General features: G+C 30.0%; 19 protein-coding genes, 1 riboswitch and 1 other annotated feature. Of the genes, 9 read left to right on the top strand and 10 right to left on the bottom strand.

What is annotated here, in order from left to right; genetic code table 11:
* Positions 1 to 73 precede the first annotated feature (73 nt).
* The 3 genes from ACJDT4_RS10090 (at position 74) to ACJDT4_RS10080 (ending at position 3,381) form a co-directional block, all read left to right on the top strand.
* Complete coding sequence (locus ACJDT4_RS10090; RefSeq protein ID WP_406787437.1) at positions 74 to 925, top strand: Cof-type HAD-IIB family hydrolase; 852 nt, start codon at positions 74 to 76, stop codon at positions 923 to 925.
* A 449-nt stretch (positions 926 to 1,374) separates the two neighbouring features.
* Positions 1,375 to 1,743, top strand: coding sequence for a BlaI/MecI/CopY family transcriptional regulator (locus ACJDT4_RS10085; protein ID WP_406787436.1), 369 nt, complete (start codon positions 1,375 to 1,377; stop codon positions 1,741 to 1,743).
* Between the two features lie 6 nt (positions 1,744 to 1,749).
* Positions 1,750 to 3,381 (top strand): M56 family metallopeptidase, encoded by a 1,632-nt coding sequence (locus ACJDT4_RS10080; protein WP_406787435.1) that lies wholly within the window; start codon positions 1,750 to 1,752, stop codon positions 3,379 to 3,381.
* A 405-nt stretch (positions 3,382 to 3,786) separates the two neighbouring features.
* Here ACJDT4_RS10080 and ACJDT4_RS10075 read toward each other — a convergent pair whose 3' ends face one another.
* Entirely contained in the window at positions 3,787 to 4,275 is a 489-nt protein-coding gene (locus tag ACJDT4_RS10075; protein ID WP_406787434.1) for a GNAT family N-acetyltransferase, read from the bottom strand.
* A 192-nt stretch (positions 4,276 to 4,467) separates the two neighbouring features.
* Positions 4,468 to 4,642: riboswitch (Lysine riboswitch) on the top strand.
* A 183-nt stretch (positions 4,643 to 4,825) separates the two neighbouring features.
* Here ACJDT4_RS10075 and ACJDT4_RS10070 point away from each other — a divergent pair.
* Positions 4,826 to 6,310 carry an amino acid permease gene (locus ACJDT4_RS10070; protein ID WP_406787433.1) on the top strand — a complete coding sequence of 495 codons (1,485 nt, stop codon included), beginning with the start codon at positions 4,826 to 4,828 and terminating at the stop codon, positions 6,308 to 6,310.
* Between the two features lie 388 nt (positions 6,311 to 6,698).
* On the opposite strand, the gene ACJDT4_RS10065 is transcribed toward ACJDT4_RS10070, so the two are convergent.
* The 3 genes from ACJDT4_RS10065 to argS form a co-directional block, all read right to left on the bottom strand.
* Complete coding sequence (locus ACJDT4_RS10065; protein WP_406787432.1) at positions 6,699 to 7,382, bottom strand: aspartate/glutamate racemase family protein; 684 nt, start codon at positions 7,380 to 7,382, stop codon at positions 6,699 to 6,701.
* A gap of 175 nt (positions 7,383 to 7,557) precedes the next feature.
* Entirely contained in the window at positions 7,558 to 7,941 is a 384-nt protein-coding gene (locus ACJDT4_RS10060; protein ID WP_406787431.1) for a hypothetical protein, read from the bottom strand.
* 14 nt (positions 7,942 to 7,955) lie between these two features.
* Positions 7,956 to 9,647, bottom strand: coding sequence for an arginine--tRNA ligase (gene argS / locus ACJDT4_RS10055; RefSeq protein ID WP_406787430.1), 1,692 nt, complete (start codon positions 9,645 to 9,647; stop codon positions 7,956 to 7,958).
* 55 nt (positions 9,648 to 9,702) lie between these two features.
* Positions 9,703 to 9,934, bottom strand: a binding site (T-box leader).
* Positions 9,935 to 10,072: 138 nt separating this feature from the next.
* Between argS and ACJDT4_RS10050 the strand changes: the two genes are divergently transcribed.
* On the top strand, positions 10,073 to 11,200 hold the full coding sequence (locus ACJDT4_RS10050) for an FtsW/RodA/SpoVE family cell cycle protein (protein ID WP_406787429.1): 1,128 nt from the start codon (positions 10,073 to 10,075) through the stop codon (positions 11,198 to 11,200).
* 90 nt (positions 11,201 to 11,290) lie between these two features.
* On the opposite strand, the gene ACJDT4_RS10045 is transcribed toward ACJDT4_RS10050, so the two are convergent.
* On the bottom strand, positions 11,291 to 12,454 hold the full coding sequence (locus tag ACJDT4_RS10045; protein WP_406787428.1) for an amidohydrolase: 1,164 nt from the start codon (positions 12,452 to 12,454) through the stop codon (positions 11,291 to 11,293).
* A gap of 246 nt (positions 12,455 to 12,700) precedes the next feature.
* Here ACJDT4_RS10045 and ACJDT4_RS10040 point away from each other — a divergent pair, with 246 nt between their 5' ends.
* From ACJDT4_RS10040 to pyk, 3 genes are all read left to right on the top strand, one after another.
* A complete protein-coding gene (locus ACJDT4_RS10040) occupies positions 12,701 to 13,426 on the top strand; it encodes a TerC family protein (protein ID WP_406787427.1) in 726 nt (241 codons plus the stop codon).
* A 113-nt stretch (positions 13,427 to 13,539) separates the two neighbouring features.
* A complete protein-coding gene (locus tag ACJDT4_RS10035) occupies positions 13,540 to 14,313 on the top strand; it encodes a polysaccharide deacetylase family protein (protein WP_406787426.1) in 774 nt (257 codons plus the stop codon).
* Positions 14,314 to 14,334: 21 nt separating this feature from the next.
* Positions 14,335 to 15,753 (top strand): pyruvate kinase, encoded by a 1,419-nt coding sequence (gene pyk / locus ACJDT4_RS10030; RefSeq protein ID WP_406787425.1) that lies wholly within the window; start codon positions 14,335 to 14,337, stop codon positions 15,751 to 15,753.
* Positions 15,754 to 16,082: 329 nt separating this feature from the next.
* On the opposite strand, the gene ACJDT4_RS10025 is transcribed toward pyk, so the two are convergent.
* Positions 16,083 to 16,256, bottom strand: a complete 174-nt coding sequence (locus tag ACJDT4_RS10025; protein ID WP_406787424.1) for a hypothetical protein — start codon at positions 16,254 to 16,256, stop codon at positions 16,083 to 16,085.
* A 102-nt stretch (positions 16,257 to 16,358) separates the two neighbouring features.
* Entirely contained in the window at positions 16,359 to 16,520 is a 162-nt protein-coding gene (locus ACJDT4_RS10020; RefSeq protein ID WP_406787423.1) for a hypothetical protein, read from the bottom strand.
* A 147-nt stretch (positions 16,521 to 16,667) separates the two neighbouring features.
* Between ACJDT4_RS10020 and ACJDT4_RS10015 the strand changes: the two genes are divergently transcribed.
* On the top strand, positions 16,668 to 16,880 hold the full coding sequence (locus ACJDT4_RS10015; RefSeq protein ID WP_406787422.1) for a hypothetical protein: 213 nt from the start codon (positions 16,668 to 16,670) through the stop codon (positions 16,878 to 16,880).
* A gap of 55 nt (positions 16,881 to 16,935) precedes the next feature.
* Here the strand turns inward: ACJDT4_RS10015 and ACJDT4_RS10010 are convergent, their stop codons facing one another.
* The 3 genes from ACJDT4_RS10010 to ACJDT4_RS10000 form a co-directional block, all read right to left on the bottom strand.
* Positions 16,936 to 17,352, bottom strand: coding sequence for an HNH endonuclease (locus tag ACJDT4_RS10010; protein ID WP_406787421.1), 417 nt, complete (start codon positions 17,350 to 17,352; stop codon positions 16,936 to 16,938).
* 103 nt (positions 17,353 to 17,455) lie between these two features.
* Complete coding sequence (locus ACJDT4_RS10005; protein ID WP_406787420.1) at positions 17,456 to 17,917, bottom strand: NUDIX domain-containing protein; 462 nt, start codon at positions 17,915 to 17,917, stop codon at positions 17,456 to 17,458.
* Positions 17,918 to 18,136: 219 nt separating this feature from the next.
* A complete protein-coding gene (locus ACJDT4_RS10000) occupies positions 18,137 to 18,715 on the bottom strand; it encodes a hypothetical protein (RefSeq protein WP_406787419.1) in 579 nt (192 codons plus the stop codon).
* Positions 18,716 to 18,736: the final 21 nt, after the last annotated feature.

Here is an 18,736-nt window from a genome sequence, read left to right as displayed (position 1 = left end):
ACTATTTATCTAAGCTATTTATTTATAAAGAAAATATTAGTATAATAAGATTAAAAACGTAGGAGGAAAACATATGAGCAATATAAAAGTAATTATCATGGATATAGATGGTACATTAACTAACAACGAAAAAGTAATCACACCAAAAACTAAAGCAGCTTTAATCGAGGCACAGAAAGCTGGTGCTATCCTAGTTTTAGCATCAGGAAGACCTACTTCTGGATTAATGGATTTTGCTAAGGAATTAAAAATGAATGAAAATCATGGTCTTCTAGTTTCCTTTAATGGTTCTAAAGTTACAGATTGCGAAACTAATAAGGTTCTATTTAATGAAACTATGAACATAGAGCAAGGACAAGCAGTTCTTGAGCATATGAAGAAATTTGATGTCATACCTATGGTTGTTAAAGACAATTACATGTATGTTAACGATGTTTATAACAATATGATAGATTACAAAGGTGAACCTTTTAATATAATTAAATATGAAGGACGTAATAATAAATTTAAATTATGTGAAAAGGATGATTTAGCTGCCTTTGCTGACTATCCATTAAATAAAATTTTAACTGCTGGATCTCCTGAATATTTAGAAGCACATTACAAAGAAATGATGGAACCTTTTAAGGATACTTTAAGTTGCATGTTTACGGCCGATTTCTTTTTTGAATATACTGCCAAAGGAATTGATAAAGCTAAAGCATTAGATAGTGTGCTAATTCCTATGGGATATAAAAAAGAAGAAATGATTGCCTTTGGAGATGGACACAATGATGCCTCAATGGTTAAATATGCTGGCATAGGTGTAGCCATGGATAATGCTGTAGATGCTTTAAAAGAAGCAGCTGATGAAGTAACTTTATCTAATGAAGAAGATGGCATTGCTTATACCCTAGATAAATATTTTTTTAATACTGGGAACTAACTAGAAGCAGTGACAAGTGGCAAGTTAAGGATGATTTTCTTCCTCTTGCTAGCATACTCACTAGCTACCGAAAATTAAGTTGAAAAATTTTTCATAGTAAAATGGGTTGCAAAGATTCATGCCTAAAATTCCGTAGGTACGGAGGAATTTTTTCCTTGTACCACCGTGTAAGCGAAGGAACAATGCAGAAGGAACGATTTAAAAAAATCCTAATAAATCTTGGTTCAAAAATTGTAAAATACTTAGATATTTCAATCTGTCTGAGCTTTTTCCCAGCGAGTTATTGAAATATCTTAGTATTTTACAATTTTTGAACCTTAGATTTATTAGGATTTTTTTAACGTGACGAGGCATTGTTCCTTCGCAACTTTTTTTGTTGACAAAATGGTATTACAATTGTAAGATAATATTGTAGTACAATTGTAATACAGGAAAGGATTGAATTAACTATGAAAAATATTTCAGATTCTGAGTGGAAGGTTATGAAGGTTGTTTGGGATAAAAATCCCATACTCGCTAGTGAAATAGTTGAAGCTCTAAGTTCAGATACAGATTGGAACCCAAAAACAATACACACTTTAATTAGACGTTTAGTTGCAAAAGGTGCGTTAAAAGCAGAAAAGAAAAAAACTTATTATAATTACTCCCCTATAGTATCTGAAAAGGATTGCGTTCAAGCTGAGACAAAAACCTTTCTTCAAAAATGTTTTAATGGATCTCTTAATTTAATGATGGCTAACTTCATCAAAGATGATAAGTTATCGGAAGAAGAAATAGATGAACTTGAAAAATTATTACATTCTAAAAAAAGTAGGTAATTTATTATGGATACTATTGTTTGGCTTTTTAAACAAATTGCATATTTAAGCTTCAATGCAAGCATCCTTGCTTTAATTATTATCTTAATAAAAAAGATATTTAATAAAGCACTAACCCCTAAATACCATTATTATATATGGATTTTACTAATTATACGGCTGCTAATGCCCTTTTATATTGAAAGCCCCACAAGTATATATACTTTATTTTCTTCTACAGCACAAAAAATAAATTTACCTCAAAGTATCGTGCAAAATATAAATCACCCTAAGAACACACCCAATAAATCAAATATTTCTTTAAACAACATCACCGTACCTTCAAACAATTTTAATATACAAAAACAAAACTCTAATTCAATTTCTTTAAATGTAATTCAAACTAGAAATTACAACTTTATAATAAATTTCATATGCTACATATGGTTAATCGGTATAGTTATTATGCTTATATACACTATATATATAAATACAGTTTTTGCTATAAAACTTAAACATTATAAAAAATCAAAGAATATAAGAATAACTTCTGCATTAAAAAGTTGCAAAAAGATTATGCATATAAAACGTAATATAACTATATTGACTACAAATAAGTTAAGAACCCCTGCTTTATATGGATTCTTAAAAGTTAATATTTTGATTTCCGAAGCATACATGGAAAACTTAAGTGATGATGAAATAAAATATATTTTTCTGCATGAATTATCTCATTATAAAAGAAAAGACATACTTCTAAACTGGATTATTGTATTACTCCAAGTTGTTTATTTCTTCAATCCAATAATATGGTATGCTTTTTACAAAATGCACGAAGACTGTGAAATATCATGTGATGCAGCTGCTTTAAAGTATATAAAAAAAGAACAGTATGAGGATTATGGCAGTACAATATTAAAACTATTAAGACTCTTTTCAGAATCCAACTTTATTCCGGTGACAGCAGGAATTTCTAAAAATAAATCCAGTTATAAAAGGAGAATTATTATGATTAGTAATTTTAAAAAAAGTTCGCGTATAAAAACTATTATATCACTAACTTTAATAGCTGCAGTTGCCATAACAGGCCTTACTAGCTGTGGTTCAGTTGCTGAAAAAATGGCTCTAAACAGCACTAAGAAAATTCCCACGAAAACATCAAGTTCTGATAATAAAACACCAGTTTCTGATAACAATGCTCAGGTCAAGGATACAAAGCAAAATACCCAAATAAAAACAAATACAAACTCAACAAGTACCTCAGCTAAAACAAATACAACTAATATAAGTGGTAAAGTCAAGCTATACGAAGGCACCTATTTTGATAATGCAGTCTATGGATCACCAGAGCATTTATTAAAACAATATTATGAAATTGCCATTTCCAATGTTAAAGATACTTCTTTTGACTTCACTGTATACAAAATGTTGGATTCAGAAAAAAAAATAAAAAAAGTCGTTTTCCTTACTAACACAGCTGTTTTTACAGATGACGGAACAAAAGCTACTTTCACTGGAAAGAATTATACTATTCACTTTACATTTCCAGATTACCATCACGCATACCCTGCTGTAACGGACATAGAGGTATCTGGATTTAAAGAATTAGAAGGCAAAACTTTTGTTAATAATGCAATACCAGGACATGAATTTGGTTAAATAATGCGAATTAACAATGCTTCGTCACATTAAAAAACTCCTATAAATCTAATGTGAAAAAATCACAAAATCCTTAGATATTTCAATAACTCGCTAAAAAAATGCTCAGACAATTGAAATATCTAAGTATTTTGTGATTTTTTCGCAAAGATTTATTAGGATTTTTTTAAATCGTTCCTTCAGCATTGCTACTTCACTTCCACAGTGGTGCAAGGAAAAAATTCCTTCGTACCTACGGAATTTCACCTGTAAACTTGTACAGTTCATCATATATAAATTCTTATATCAAAATAATATCATTTATAAGTTTTAGATTTATCTGACGAGAGGAAGATAAATCATCCTTCACTGTGAACTGTGCACTGATTAAGTTACTTCGCATTCTCTATAAATTCTCTATTACCCCTACAGTTTCAGAATCATATCATACCACGTAGCACCACCATGAACGGATTTGGATATGCCCTTATTTATATATCCAAACTTTGAATAATAGTGAATAAGCTTTTCCTTACAAGTGAGAATAACCCCCTTTTTTCCAGATTCTTTTGCATATTTTATCATGTGATTCATAAGCTGTGCTGCAATCCCCTGCCTTTGATAATCTGGTATAACATCAAGTCCAAAAATCGTCTGATAAGCTCCATCTTTAACATGAAGTGAAGAATTTTCATACAATTCATCATAAATAGTATTTTCATTCGTAACACATCCATTAATAAATCCAATAATTTTTTCATCATCTTCTGCAACAAAGAAACTATCAGGAAATGTTTTTATGCGACTTTCAAAGGATTCTCTCGAAGCTGCTTCTGCTTCTGGAAAACATATTTTCTCGATTTTTGTCACTTCATCTAAGTCATCAATTAATACTCGTCTAATTTTAATATTCATTTCTATGCGTCCCCTTCATTAAAATCATTTTTTTAATATTATCACCTTGTTTAGATAGAAATCAATAAATACTTATAGTAATTATATCATTTTATTAATAAAACCAATTAAAACTTTAAGCATGTACAAATACGCTTGACTTGACTTATTTTAAATTTCAGTGGATAATTGGTGATAAACTAAAAAGTACATAACTGAGGTAGAGGCGCGAAACTTAATAGTAATATTATGGATGTAAGCTAGATGAAATAATATGAAAGGATTTTTCGCCGAAGTAAATAGCTAATTGCTTTAATACTATTTGCTGGGCTTATGCAAAATATGTATAAGACTGTCACAAATGATTTTGTGGAGAGCTATTTTCAATGATAATATACGTTATTTCTTGTATTTGTTAAGAATATATAACTTTCGTATAAATGCCATGAATATGCTTTCATGGCATTTTTTATTTTTCAACTCTTTATATTATCTTAGTTATAGATAAATCGCTTCAAGGTGGTTTATCTTTAGTTACTTATAGAAATCTAAAACAACTTGGAGGATAATTATGAGTGAACAAAACAGTGGATTAAAGAGAAGTTTAAAGGCTAGACATTTAAATATGATAGCTTTAGGTGGTTCTATTGGTACAGGTATATTTCTTGCAATGGGTGATACTATACATCAAGCTGGTCCTGGAGGTGCACTTGCCGCTTATGGCTTAATAGGCATAATGGTATATTTTTTAATTACAAGCTTAGGTGAGATGGCAACATATATGCCAATATCAGGTTCATTTAGTACTTATGCTGATAAATTTATTGATCCAGCACTTGGCTTTTCACTTGGCTGGAACTATTGGTACAACTGGGCAATAACAATTGCTGCTGAGATGGTTGCAGGTTCTTTGATAATGAAATATTGGTTTCCACATGTACCAGGTATTTTTTGGAGTATGTTATTTTTAGTAATAATAGTAGGTTTAAATGTTTTATCTTCAAAGGCATATGGTGAATCGGAATTCTGGTTTGCTGGAATTAAAGTTGTTACTGTTATTGTATTTTTAGTAATTGGAGTTTTAATGATTTTGGGTATAATGGGTGGAAAAAGTATTGGATTTCATAACTATTTCATAGCTGGTGGTCCATTTAATGGCGGCTTTAAGTCATTATTTGCTATATTCCTAATTGCTGGTTTCTCATTTCAGGGAACAGAACTCATAGGTGTTGCTGCTGGAGAAAGTGAAAACCCTGAAAAAACTATTCCAAAAGCAATACACTCAATATTTTGGAGAATTTTAATATTTTATTTAGGCACAATAATAGTTATAGGTGCCATAATACCATTTACTACTGCTGGAGTTAAAACAAGCCCCTTCACAATGGTTTTTGAAAGAGCAGGTATAGCCGGTGCAGCTTCAATAATGAATGCAATAATATTAACCTCTGTATTATCTGCCGGTAATTCCGGTATGTACGCTTCAAGCAGAATGCTTTATTCAATGGCTAAAGAAGGTATGGCTCCTAAATTATTTTCTAAAACAAACAATAGAGGTGTCCCTATAAACGCTTTAATTTTAACTACAATAATAGCTTCTCTCTGCTTTCTAACTGGATTTTATGCTGAGAGTACTGTTTATGTTTGGCTAGTAGCAGCCTCTGGTCTCGCTGGTTTTATAGCTTGGGTAGGAATTGCTATATGTCATTATAGATTTAGGAAAGCTTTTATTTATCAAAATAAAGACTTAAATTCCTTAAAATACAAAGCTATACTGTATCCATTTGGGCCTATACTTGCATTAATAATGTGTGTAGTTATAATACTTGGTCAAGGGTATTCATGCATAACTCCTAATGGTATTGACTGGCAAGGATTAATTGCATCCTATATAGGTATTCCACTATTTTTTGCATTGTATATAGGATACAAAATAAAGCATCATACAAAAGTTATTCCTTTAGATGAGGTTGATCTGAGTTTTACAGAAGCTACTCAAGATAACTCTGAAGAAATGGAAACAAATTTGAATTTAAAAGAGTCCAGTAATATTTAATAAAAAATTGCGAAGTACGCATATTGAAGTTTGGGCATAAGCCCATATGATTTGAAAGCCACAAACTGGTCCTCTTAATAATAAATGCAAAACCTAAAAATTAGTTACATTAAAAAAGTCCTATAAATCTTAGTGGTAATTCTAAGCACGTGTTTGCTTGAAAGTATAGAAGGATAACGATCATATACGGGGTTTGGGATGTAATCCCATTATCCTTCTTTAACTTGTATTAGTCATCTATATATTAGTCCAAACCTCGTGCATGTTTACCCGCTGAAAAAATGCTCAAACAGATTGAAATATCTAAGCATTTTATGATTTTTTAACCAAGATTTATTAGGATTTTTTGTACCATTAATTTTATTTAATATACCAAGATGATGTTACTTCACAATATTTTTTCGATAGTAGCCTCTGCAAGACATTTTGAAGAATCTATAATATTGAGTTCTGTAGAAATTTTTTTCAAAATAGGATTTAAGTCTGTACATCCAATTATTATATCTTGAACATCTTCCTTTTTTACTTTCTCTATTAATTCCTTTAAAACTTCAACATTTTTGTCATTATCTTTACTAGTCTTTATATCTTTAATTAAATTATTTAAGATTACTTGCCATTCATTTTCAAAAACAAATTGGTGTCCATATTTTTTTATTCCTTTTTGATAAATTCCAAATTCATATGTAGAACTCGTTGAAAATAAAGTAATTTTTACACTGCTTGAAGGAAGCTTTTTAATAGTTTCATCTACAATGTTTAAAAGAGGTATGCTAATTGATTTTTCTAATTCTTCAAAATAAATATGAGCAAAATTGCAAGGCATAGCTATAAAATCCACACCTGTTTTTTCAAGCTTTTGAAGCCCTTCAATTATGGTTTCCTTCATTGCCTTATGATTTATTGGCCTATCAACATAAAAAGGTGTTGGAAGCGAATATATCATCATTTTAGGGAAATCAATATCGTTTTTCGCTCCATATTGCTTCTGACATTCATCTAAAACAAGATCTATAAATGGAGCCGTAGATCTTGGTCCCATTCCTGCTAATATTCCTATTGTTTTTTTCACACTAATTCATCTCCATTTCATTATTCCATCATATACCATTATATTTATTTTACTACATTATTCAAGTTTCCAATTCCCTAAATTTAACTTAAGACTAAAAAAACACCTATACATTTAGTACAGGTGTATCGGTAATATATTGTAATTGTATTTATTTAATGCTTTAAGATACTATTTATTTTTTATCCTTATCTCTATTTTTTACTCTATTAGGCTTAGCCTTTGGTCTTATAACTATATCATTCTTGCTTTTCTTTTTATCCATTCTAGATGCCGCTCCCCATCCCATTAGATCAAAAAACATGAAGAAGAATAAAATAAACAGTAACATGGATATATAATAAGGCAGCTGCTTTACTCCAAATTTAGTATAATCTATTTTAAGATTTGCCCCAACAATATTTGTTACAAAAAACATTATTACACCAAGTGCCAAGACTATCCACTTATTAATTTTAACCTTAGGAAGTACATAAATTCTAATAACAAAATTATAAAAAAACATTACAAGAAGTACCATTGCAAATAAACTAACAATAACCTTCAAAGAAAAACCCATTCAATTCCCCACCTTTACATTTTTTCAACTGTATTAATACCAAGCAAGTTCAGTGCATTTTTTATTACTATAGAAGAAGCTTTCACAAGCATCATTCTAGCATTTTTGAGTCCAATATCTTCTGTATTAATTATGTTACATGAATTATAAAATTTATTAAAAGCTTTAGCAACATCAATAACATATCTAGTTACTATAAAAGGTTCCAATTTATCTATTGCATTTAGTATTGCTTCATTGAAACCTTGAAGTTTCTTCACAAGCTCAAATTCTTCTTCTGAATTTAATTTACTGTAATCTATTTCTGAAGATGCTTCTTCAAACTTTCTTAATATGCTCTTTGCCCTTGCATAAGTATACTGTACATATGGTCCAGTTTCACCATCAAAGCTAAGCATTTCACTCCAATTAAATACAATATCCTTTTCTCTGCTATTTTTTAAATAAGTAAATATTATAGAGCCTATTCCAACCTTTTTAGCCACTTCATCTTTATTTTCAAGATTAGGATTTTTTTCATCTATTACTTCTTTTGCTTTTAAAACAGCTTTGTTCAATAAATCTTCAAGAAAAATTACCTCACCTTTTCTTGTTGATAACTTTCTATCTGCAAATTTAACAGTCCCAAAAGCAACATGAACACAGCTTTTTGCCCATTCATGACCAGCAAGTTCAAGTGTCTTAAAAAATTGTTTAAAATGAAGTTTCTGCTCAGCTCCAACTACATAAATACTCTTATAAAAATCATAAGTTTTCTTTCTATATTCAGCTGCTGCAATATCTCTAGTTGCATATATGCTTGCGCCATCAGCCTTTTGTATTATGCATGGAGGCATATTATACTCATCAAGCATAACAACTTTAGCTCCATTACTCTCAACCAAGAGACCTTTTTTATTCATTTCTTCAATTATGGCATCCATTTTATCGCTGTAAAAACTCTCACCTTTATATGAATCAAATTCTACTCCAAGTTCATCATATACCTTTTTAAATTCTTTTAGGCTTAAATTTCTAAACTTAGTCCAAAGCTCTACTTCCTCTTTCTCTCCATCTTCAAGCTTTTTGAAATATTCTCTTCCTTCATCTTCTAGTGATGGATCCTTTTCCGCTTCTTCATGGAATTTTACATATATCCTGAGGAGTTCCTTTATTGGTTCCTTTTCCAAATCCTCCTCATTAACCCACTTCTTATAAGCACATATTAATTTACCAAACTGCGTTCCCCAATCGCCAAGATGATTAATTCTTATGCAATTATACCCTTCAAAATCAAAAATTCTATACAGAGAATTTCCTATAGCTGTACTAAATAAATGACCTACATGAAAAGGCTTTGCTATATTTGGCGAAGAAAATTCCACCGTTACATTTTTTCCCTCTCCAAGAGCCGATGAACCGTATTTTTCATTCTCACTTAAAATATTTTCTATAGCACTCTTTGAGTATGTCCCTTTATCTACAAAGAAATTTAAATATGGTCCCAAATTTTCAACTTTTTCAACACCTTCAATTTTAATATTTTTAGAAAGTTCTTCAGCTATCATGTTAGGTGCTTTTCTCATAATTTTAGCAAATTGAAAACATGGAAGCGCAAAGTCACCCATTTCAGGTTTGGGAGGTATCTCTATAAGCCTTTCTAAGATTTCCAAGTCCATACTTACAATTTCTTTTACTTTCTCTGCTATTAATTTTTTGTAATCCACTAAAATTCCTCCTTAAAAATATCCTTACAAAAAATAAAAAACATCAACTGCAAAATGCAGAGACGTTTATACGCGGTACCACTCTGATTGATTAATCCAATAAATACTACTATTATAGACTAATCCACTCAAACCTTAACGCTGGTCAGCGGCTACCATCGAATAATAATCTTATCCTTTGAAGCTTCTCCATGGCTCTATTCACATTATAAAACTATACTAATCTTACACCAACATTAGTTCGCTTTAAAAGTTTTATAAGCTACTTTCCATTTCATAGAAATCACATTATAGTATTTACTATATCAATAATCTTTATACTTTTCAATACAAATATTAATAAAAATTAAACAAATTTACCTGAAAAACATGGTATACTTTTGATATCTATATTAATTCACTATAATTTTACGGAGGTAGCAAAGTTGAAGTCATTGTTGTTAAAATTCCCTAAAAAGTTAAATCTATTAAAAAAACTAGATATTATTCTTTTAATTAATGCAGTATTAATTGTGGCTTTTGGAATAATTAATATCTTCACAAGTACATATTATTCGCATGGTTATTTCTTTGTAAAGCATCAAGCTTTAAATTTATTATTGAGTATTGCAGTATGCATATTTCTTGTCTTCATAGATTATAAAACCATATTAAGATATTCTGAAATATTATATTGGTTTATAGTAATTGTCTTAATTGCTACACTAAAGGCACCTGCTGTAAATGGTGCAAACTCTTGGATTTTTGGAATAGAGCCGGCAGAATTTGCTAAAATCTCACTCACTTTAATATTAGTAAGAAAAATAGATGTTATGGAAGGCAAAGTAAATAACTTAAAGAATTTTTTAATATTGTCTGGATACATAATAGTCCCATTTCTTCTAATCTATAAGCAGCCAAACTTAGGAATGGCAATAGTTTGTTTATGTATAGGCTTAGGTATTCTTTTTATTGCTAATATTAGTATTAAAGTTCTAATAGGACTTGTGCTAAGTTCAATTCCTATTAGTGCTATAATATGGTTTAGCGGTATATTAAAAGCCTATCAAAAAGCTAGAATAACTTCCTTCTTAACTCCGGACTCGGCGTTAAATGCAGCTGCTTCACAGTCAGATTCACTATATCAAGTTATGCAGTCTATAACTGCAATCGGATCTGGTGGAATATTTGGAAATGGATTTTTTAAAGGTAACTTCTCAAATGGAGGTTATATACCAGAAATTCATACTGACTTTATATTTGCTTCCGTTGGTGAGGAATGGGGACTAGCTGGTGCTATTTTTCTATTTACTTTATATTTTATCCTTTTATACAAAATAATAAAAATAGCTAAAGATTCTAAAGACCTTAGTGGAAAGCTAATTTGCGTAGGCATATTTTCATCATTTATATTTTCTATATTTCAAAATGTAGGGATGACTATAAAAATCACTCTAGTTAGTGGAATCACTCTACCTTTTATGAGTTACGGTGGAAGCTCACTTCTGGCAAATTTTATAGCCTTATCTCTGGTTTTAAATGTGAAGCTTAGAAAGGACATGTATCACTTCTAAATTATTATGTAACAACTCTTAAACTTTTCAAATAGAACCATAAAACCTAGCCCCAAGTTCTAAAAGCTTTTAAAACTTGGGGTGTTAAATTTATTTATCGCACTTAGAAAAAACTATTTCTCCATTTATTATTGTGTACTTAGCTTCTGTGAACACTTCCATTGGATTTCCTGTAAAAATTGCTATATCTGCATCTTTCCCTTCTTCTAAACTACCAACTCTATCAGAAACACCACAAATTTCTGCTGAGTTTATCGTTATAGCCTTGTAAGCTTCTTCTACACCCAACCCATCCTTAGCTGCAAGTCCAGCACATATAGGAAGATAACCTACAGGTATTACAGGATGATCTGTCATAATAGCGACTTTAACTCCTGCTTTAGCAAGTATACCTGGAGTTTTAAAAGTCTTGTTTTGAAGTTCTATTTTAGACCTTGATGTAAGGCTTGGACCAACAATTGCAGGGAATTGAGATTTTTTAACATATTCACTTATAAGATGTCCTTCCGTACAATGATCAAGTGTCATTTTTACATTAAATTCCTCTGCTATTCTTATAGCAGTTAATATATCATCAGCTCTGTGTGCATGCGCTTTAAGAGGTATTTTTCTCTCAAGCACAGGAATTAAAGATTCAAGTTTAAAGTCTTCCTCAAATAATTCACCATCCCTAAGTGCTTTATTCTTTTTTGCCATATAAAATTTTGCTTTGGTTAAGATTCCCCTTAAAAGTGCAGCAGTTGCCATTCTAGTTACTGGCATTTTCCCTTTTTTCCCATAAAATCTCTTTGGATTTTCTCCAAAAGCTACCTTTACTGCTGACGGTTCAAGCATAACCATATCATCTACACATTTTCCTTTGGTTTTCATAAACACAAATTGGCCCCCCATGACATTCCCACTTCCAGGACCAGTCATAACACCTGTAATTCCAGCTTTAACTGCATCATCAAAAGCAACATCCATTGGATTTATTCCATCTATGGCTCTAAGCTCTGGAACAACAGGGTTTGAAGCTTCATTTATATCATCGCCCTCAAAACCCATATTTTCTTCAACGAGCCCAATATGACAATGAGCATCTATTATTCCAGGCATTACAATACATCCTTCTGCATCTATTACTTCCATATCAGGTGTTTCTTCAATTTTATCGCCAATTTTTTTTATTTTGCCATTATGTACAAGCACGCAGCCCCTTTCATAATTTTTACCACTCATTGTTAATACCTTACCATTTTTGATTAGCAACATAATTTTCATCTCCATTTTTCAAATAAATTTCGTCCTAAAACGACATATATTTAATAATATCACCCAATCAATAAAAAAGCATCAATAAATTTAAATATTTTTTATCTATTCAATAATAAAACCAAATTTAAATTCATTTGAAATATTATTAATTTAATAATATAATAATAAATGTAATTATTTTATGAGGTTTTTTTAACCACATAAAAAGTTAACTTTTATTTATATAATCCAAGGAGGAAAAATATGTCTAACTTTATAGCCTTAGTAGCTGGAGCTCTTCAAATAACACTGCTGGACATAGTACTAAGTGGTGATAACATAGGAGTTATAGCACTTGCAACAAGAGATCTTCCAAGCAAACTTGCAAAAAAAGCTTCTGTAATAGGAGTAACAGCTGCTGTACTTTTAAGAATAATCTTTGCATGCCTAGTAACCTATATACTTATGATTCAATGGCTTCCTATAAAACTTATTGGCGGCTTATTACTCATAAAAATTACATGGGATTTTATAAAGCCTGAAAATGATACTGATAACAAGGTTATACATAGTTCACAAAAGCTATGGACAGCAGTAACAAGTATTATCATTGCTGACATTACAATGAGTTTAGATAATGTACTTGCCATAGCAGGAGCTGCGGCAGGAAATATATTTTTAATTATTTTTGGTCTCCTTTTAAATATACCAATAATATTTTTAGGAAGTCAATACGTAGCAAAGCTCATGCAGAAATACAAAATAGTTATTTATATAGGTGGCGCAATTCTTGCCCATACAGCTTTTTCTATGCTTTTAAATGATACTATTATTAAATCAAGGATATCATCTGCTTTTGTTCAGTATTTTCCATATATAGCTGCAGTGATAGTATTTTTATATGGTATTTACATGGTAACAAAATATAATAAGAATAACAGCAATTCAAGAGAGCATAAAGAATCTGCTGTAGATAAAACAAGAAATTAGGGATAAAAATCCCTTTATTTTTATAGTTAAAAATTTTATAATTAAATCAAAGATAATTTTGAAAATACCTTTTTATAAATAATGACTTTACTAAGCTGAGGGAGGTATAACAATTGATAACACAAAATAAAAAACTTTTATTTAGATCTAGTTTGGTACTTTTAATAACAATTGTATTTGTATCTTTGATTTATGTGATAAAATTTCATTTGACACAAAAAACTGTTATTAAGCCTATAGTCATAGGAAAAACTATTAACTCAAGCATTGGGAAAATAAAATATCCATTTACTAAAGACGGACAAAAAATTGCTTATTTAACCTTTGATGGAGGTCCATCTTCAAATGTAACTCCAGAAGTACTTAATATATTAAAGAGTTATAATACAAAAGCTACGTTTTTTGTAAATGGTAAAAACTCCATTAGTAATTCAGATGTATTAATCAGAGCCAAACGCAGTGGAAATCAGATTGCTTTAAGAAGTTTTGACACAAATTATAAAAATTTGTACATAAATCCTCAAAATTATCTTCAAGATTTAAAAGAAAGTAACGATGTTATAAGTACTATACTTGGAGGCAATAATTTTCAGCAGCATCTTATAAGATTTCCAGGTGGCTCCAATATGGTTAGTTCTACATTTAGACAAACTATTGCAAAATCAGGCTATAACTATGTAGATTGGAATGTCGATTCCTTCGATAGTTTAGAAACTTCTTCTTCTGGTTACTCTAATATAGTGGATAGAGTTAAGATTTCTTGCAGAAACAAAGATCATATTGTTATCCTGATGCACGATGATTATAATTGTAAGGCTACCTTAAAAGCTCTACCGCAAATAATAGAGTATTTGCTAAAAGGAGGATATACCTTTAAAATTTTATAAATAATATACGAGGTGATTAACATGCAAAAAACAAAAATGATTTTCACAATTGGTCCTGCAAGCGATAATAGACAAACCTTAACAGATTTAATGAATATTGGAATGAATGCTGCAAGATTAAATTTTTCTCATGGAACACATGAAAGCCATAAAAAAGTAATTGACCTTATAAAAGATTTAAGAAAAGAATTAAACAAACATGTAGCTATTGTAGTAGATATAAAAGGTCCTAAAATAAGAACTCATAATTTTGAAGGTGACTCTGCTGAAATTGTAAAAGGGAATCCATTTACAATAATATGTGATAAAGAAATCTTAGGAGATTCCACAAAATGTTCTATTTCTTATGAAGATCTTTATAAGGAAGTAAAAAAGGGTGACACTATACTTGTAGACGATGGCTTACTCGGCTTTACAGTAAATGAAGTTAAAGGAGAAGCTATTTTATGTACTGCACAGGTAAATGGAACAATTTCAAATCATAAAGGTGTTAATGTTCCAAATGTTTCCATAGGGCTCCCAGCTGTTACCACAAAGGACATAGATGATTTAAAATTTGCCTGTGAAATGGAGGCTGATATGGTTGCTGCATCCTTTATAAGAAAGGCGGAAGATGTCGTTGAAGTAAAGAAGATTTTAAAAGAGAACGGCGGTAAAGATATAAAAGTAATAACTAAAATAGAAACCCAAGAAGGCGTAGACAATATAGACGCCATACTTAAAGAAGCAGATGGAGTTATGGTAGCTAGAGGAGATATGGGTGTAGAAATTCCTATAGAAAATGTTCCTATAGTCCAAAAGATGATAATAGATAAGTGCAATAATGCTGGCAAACTAGTTATAACAGCTACTCAAATGCTTGATTCCATGATTAGAAATCCTAGACCAACAAGGGCTGAAGCTTCTGATGTTGCTAATGCTATTTATGATGGTACAGATGCTGTAATGCTTAGTGGTGAAAGTGCAAGTGGTTCTTATCCTGTTGAAGCTGCAACTACTATGTCAAAGATTGCCCAAAACGCTGAAAAACACATAAATTACAAAGAAGTTTTAAACAAACTTAGAGAAAGTTCATTAACAAATCTTTCAAATGCAATAAGTCTTGCTACCTGTACAACTGCATCAGAATTAAATGCAGCTGCAATAATAACTGCAACTCAAAGTGGCCTCACCGCTAAGATGATTTCAAAATATAAGCCTAGTTGTCCAATTATAGCTGTTACACCGCATGAAAAAGTTGCTAGAAGTTTAGCATTAACTTTTGGTGTCACAACTATATTATCTCCAAAAGTTACTTCTACAGATGAATTAATAGATACTTGCATAAAAAGAGCTGTTGAAGAAAACTTAGTAAAAAGCGGTGATATTATTGTAATAGCTGCTGGAATACCTATAGCAAAGTCAGGCTCAACAAATATGTTAAAAGTTCAAGTAGTCTAAAAAGTGCGAAGTAACAATGCTTCGTCGCATACACATACGCGGGGTTTGGGCGTAAGCCCATTATCTTTCTAGAATAATATAAAAGTACTTTCAATAAAAAAATCCTATAAATCTAAGACTCAAAAATCATAAAATACTAAGAGATTTCAATAACTCGCATACGCTCAGACAAATTGAAATCTCTAAGTATTTTACAATTTTTAGGTGAAGATTTATTAGGATTTTTTTAAATCGTTCCTTCAGCATTTTTACTTCGCTCCCACCGTAGGTGCAAGGAAAAAATTCCTCCGTACCTACGGAATTTAGGCATGAATCTTTGTAACCTGTTTTTACTTCGCGATGCTTTCAATATTATGAATTATATTTTTAATCATTGTTTCTCTCTCTTTAACATTTTTGTTGCCATTTTTCTTTTCATTGGAAAGAAAATTTCTATATGACCATAAGCTCATCTTTATTGCCCACAATTCTTCATCATCACAAAACAAAATATTTTTTTTCAAAATCACCACTCCTAAAGGAAAAACAAAATATGACTTAATATTTCATCTAGCTTTCCTATATAAAGAAGTATTGTCACTTATAACATTTTTTAAACCTATTTATTATTTACTTAGGTTTTGGCTAATAGTATTATTACATTTTTTATGATCATGTGAATTGGAAAACGTTGCTTGTGCTTTTACATTATCTCTTTGTATTGGCTCTGGTTTTGTTGTTTTCTTTGAAAATTCTTTAGTTGCCTTTTTTCCTGTACTATGTGACAAAATAATCATCTCCTTAGAAATTATATTTACCTTTCACTTGAAATTTTATTCTTAATTTTGTATAATAAAAGTTAATGTTGTTTTAGATAATTATCCTAAAATTTATCTATTACAGCCCTTAACATGTAATGCGAGGAGGATATATTTATGGAAAAAACCATAGGTGATTTTTTATTTAAGGGTAAAAGTGATTCAGTAAATGTATATAAAGATGGAAAGCTTATAAAATCTCAAATTGTCAATGGAATTTTATTTAAAGAAAACTTTGATAAAATCACTGAAAGTCTAGCAAAAAGTTTAAAAGAAATAGAAACAAAAACAGAAACAGAAATGGAAATGGAAATAGAAAAGGAAATATAAAGAGACTGTATCACAGTCTCTTTATATTTCCTTTTCGTTAATAAAACCAATATATTTAAATTAGATTGTCGAGCTCTTTCCATGACTCATCATAATTATCATCTAGCATATAATCATAATATAATTTGCCACCCATGATCCTTTTTATTAAATCTATCTTTCTATAACCTTCTTTATATAATTTAAAGTCTTTAGTTATAAGTTTTGCCTGTCTTTTATTAATATGCAAGAGCTCCATAAAATCTTTTAACTTATAAAAATCATAAACTAAAATCTCCTCGATTTTCTTTTGCATTTCAATCTTATATTTTAAATCCACTTTTCTATTTTTATGAGGGCCATTAACGCCTCTATGATGCTCAGCGCACAAATATACATAATTAAGAGGGAAATCTAATCCGCCCTGACTTTTATACACTATGTGATGCCTTTCTCCTTCTTTATCGCATACTGCACATTTTTCTCCTTGCAATAGACCACTTCCTAAAAGCAAATTTTACAATTATATTTTACAACAAATAAATTATAATTTAAAGTTTAATATAACAAAAACCTATATTTATTTTAATATTTAATCAGTTTACATCTCCTAAATATATTTCTCCAGTAATACTTCCATCATTTTTAATTAATTCCTTAAGTATCCCTGGGTAAATTCTATATTCCTTAAGCTTATTTAATTTTATCCACTCAATTCCTACTTGTCTGTTATCCGGTATAGATCCATTTTTAACCTTACTATTTTCCTTCAAGTAGCAAATAAATATATATTCGATTTGGTGCAATTCAAAATCAGCATCATAAAACTCATGATTCTTGCCTATATATTCCCTTATAAATCTTATATCACCAACCTCTATTTCCGCTGAAATTTCTTCTCTGCATTCTCTTATAGCTGTTTCCTTCATAGTTTCAAATTTCTCCTGCTCTCCACCAGGAAGCAAGTAAAAATAGCCATTATCATCTAAATTTTTAATAAGCAAAATTTTATCCTCTTTTATAATTATAGCTTTTGCTGAATTTCTTATAAATCCCATCATATACCCCCACCTATATAAATAAATTTTATGCATATTTAAACTAATTTTATCATATTATACTTATTTTTACAATATTGTATATATTTTTAATAGAATATAATGTAATTTACTACTTTAAAATATCAGCTACATTATAAAATTAAATAATTGTTATAAAAATAAGGCAAAGCAACTATTATTTGTTGCTCTGCCTCATATTTAAAACTTCTAAAATAATTATTTACATCTTAATTCCTTAAGCACTTCGTTATAATTTTTTTCTGCTAAATCAACTTTACTTTTAAAATTATTCATGTCACTTTTAAAGTTTTGACTGCTCTTTTCCAAGTTATCCAAAGCATCTAAAATAGCCTTTCTAAGCATTGGAATTGCTGCTATTATTTTTTTTATTCCATAAATATACTCATCATCATATAATCTAAAGCATTGAAATAATCCAGAAGTAAATCTACCTTCTGAAAATATAAAAATGTATCTGTCTGACATTTCATCAGATAAATCAACCTCTATTTTATGCCTATATAATCTAAAAATAACGCCATTATTCTCAATAAATACTGGAAATATTGTAGAAAAAAGAAATGCAACTTCATCGTTGGAACTATCTAATAAGCCTAAGTCTGAAAAATCAATAACATTCATTTTGTGATTTATTTCTTCTGTGAAAATACAATCATGCATTTCATTTCCAAGCTTTGCTCTAAGTCTTTGCTCTTTTTCAATAAGTAGCTTATTATCAATATTACTGAATAAATTTTCAAAATGTTTTCCTAATCTTGATGTTTTCTCTAACATTTTATTCCTTCTTTCCGCATA

The sequence above is a fragment of the Clostridium neuense genome, assembly GCF_045310695.1.
GTDB lineage: Bacteria > Bacillota > Clostridia > Clostridiales > Clostridiaceae > Clostridium_S > Clostridium_S neuense.
Note: the sequence above shows the minus strand (reverse complement) of the source record. Positions and strands in the feature narration are given on the sequence as shown.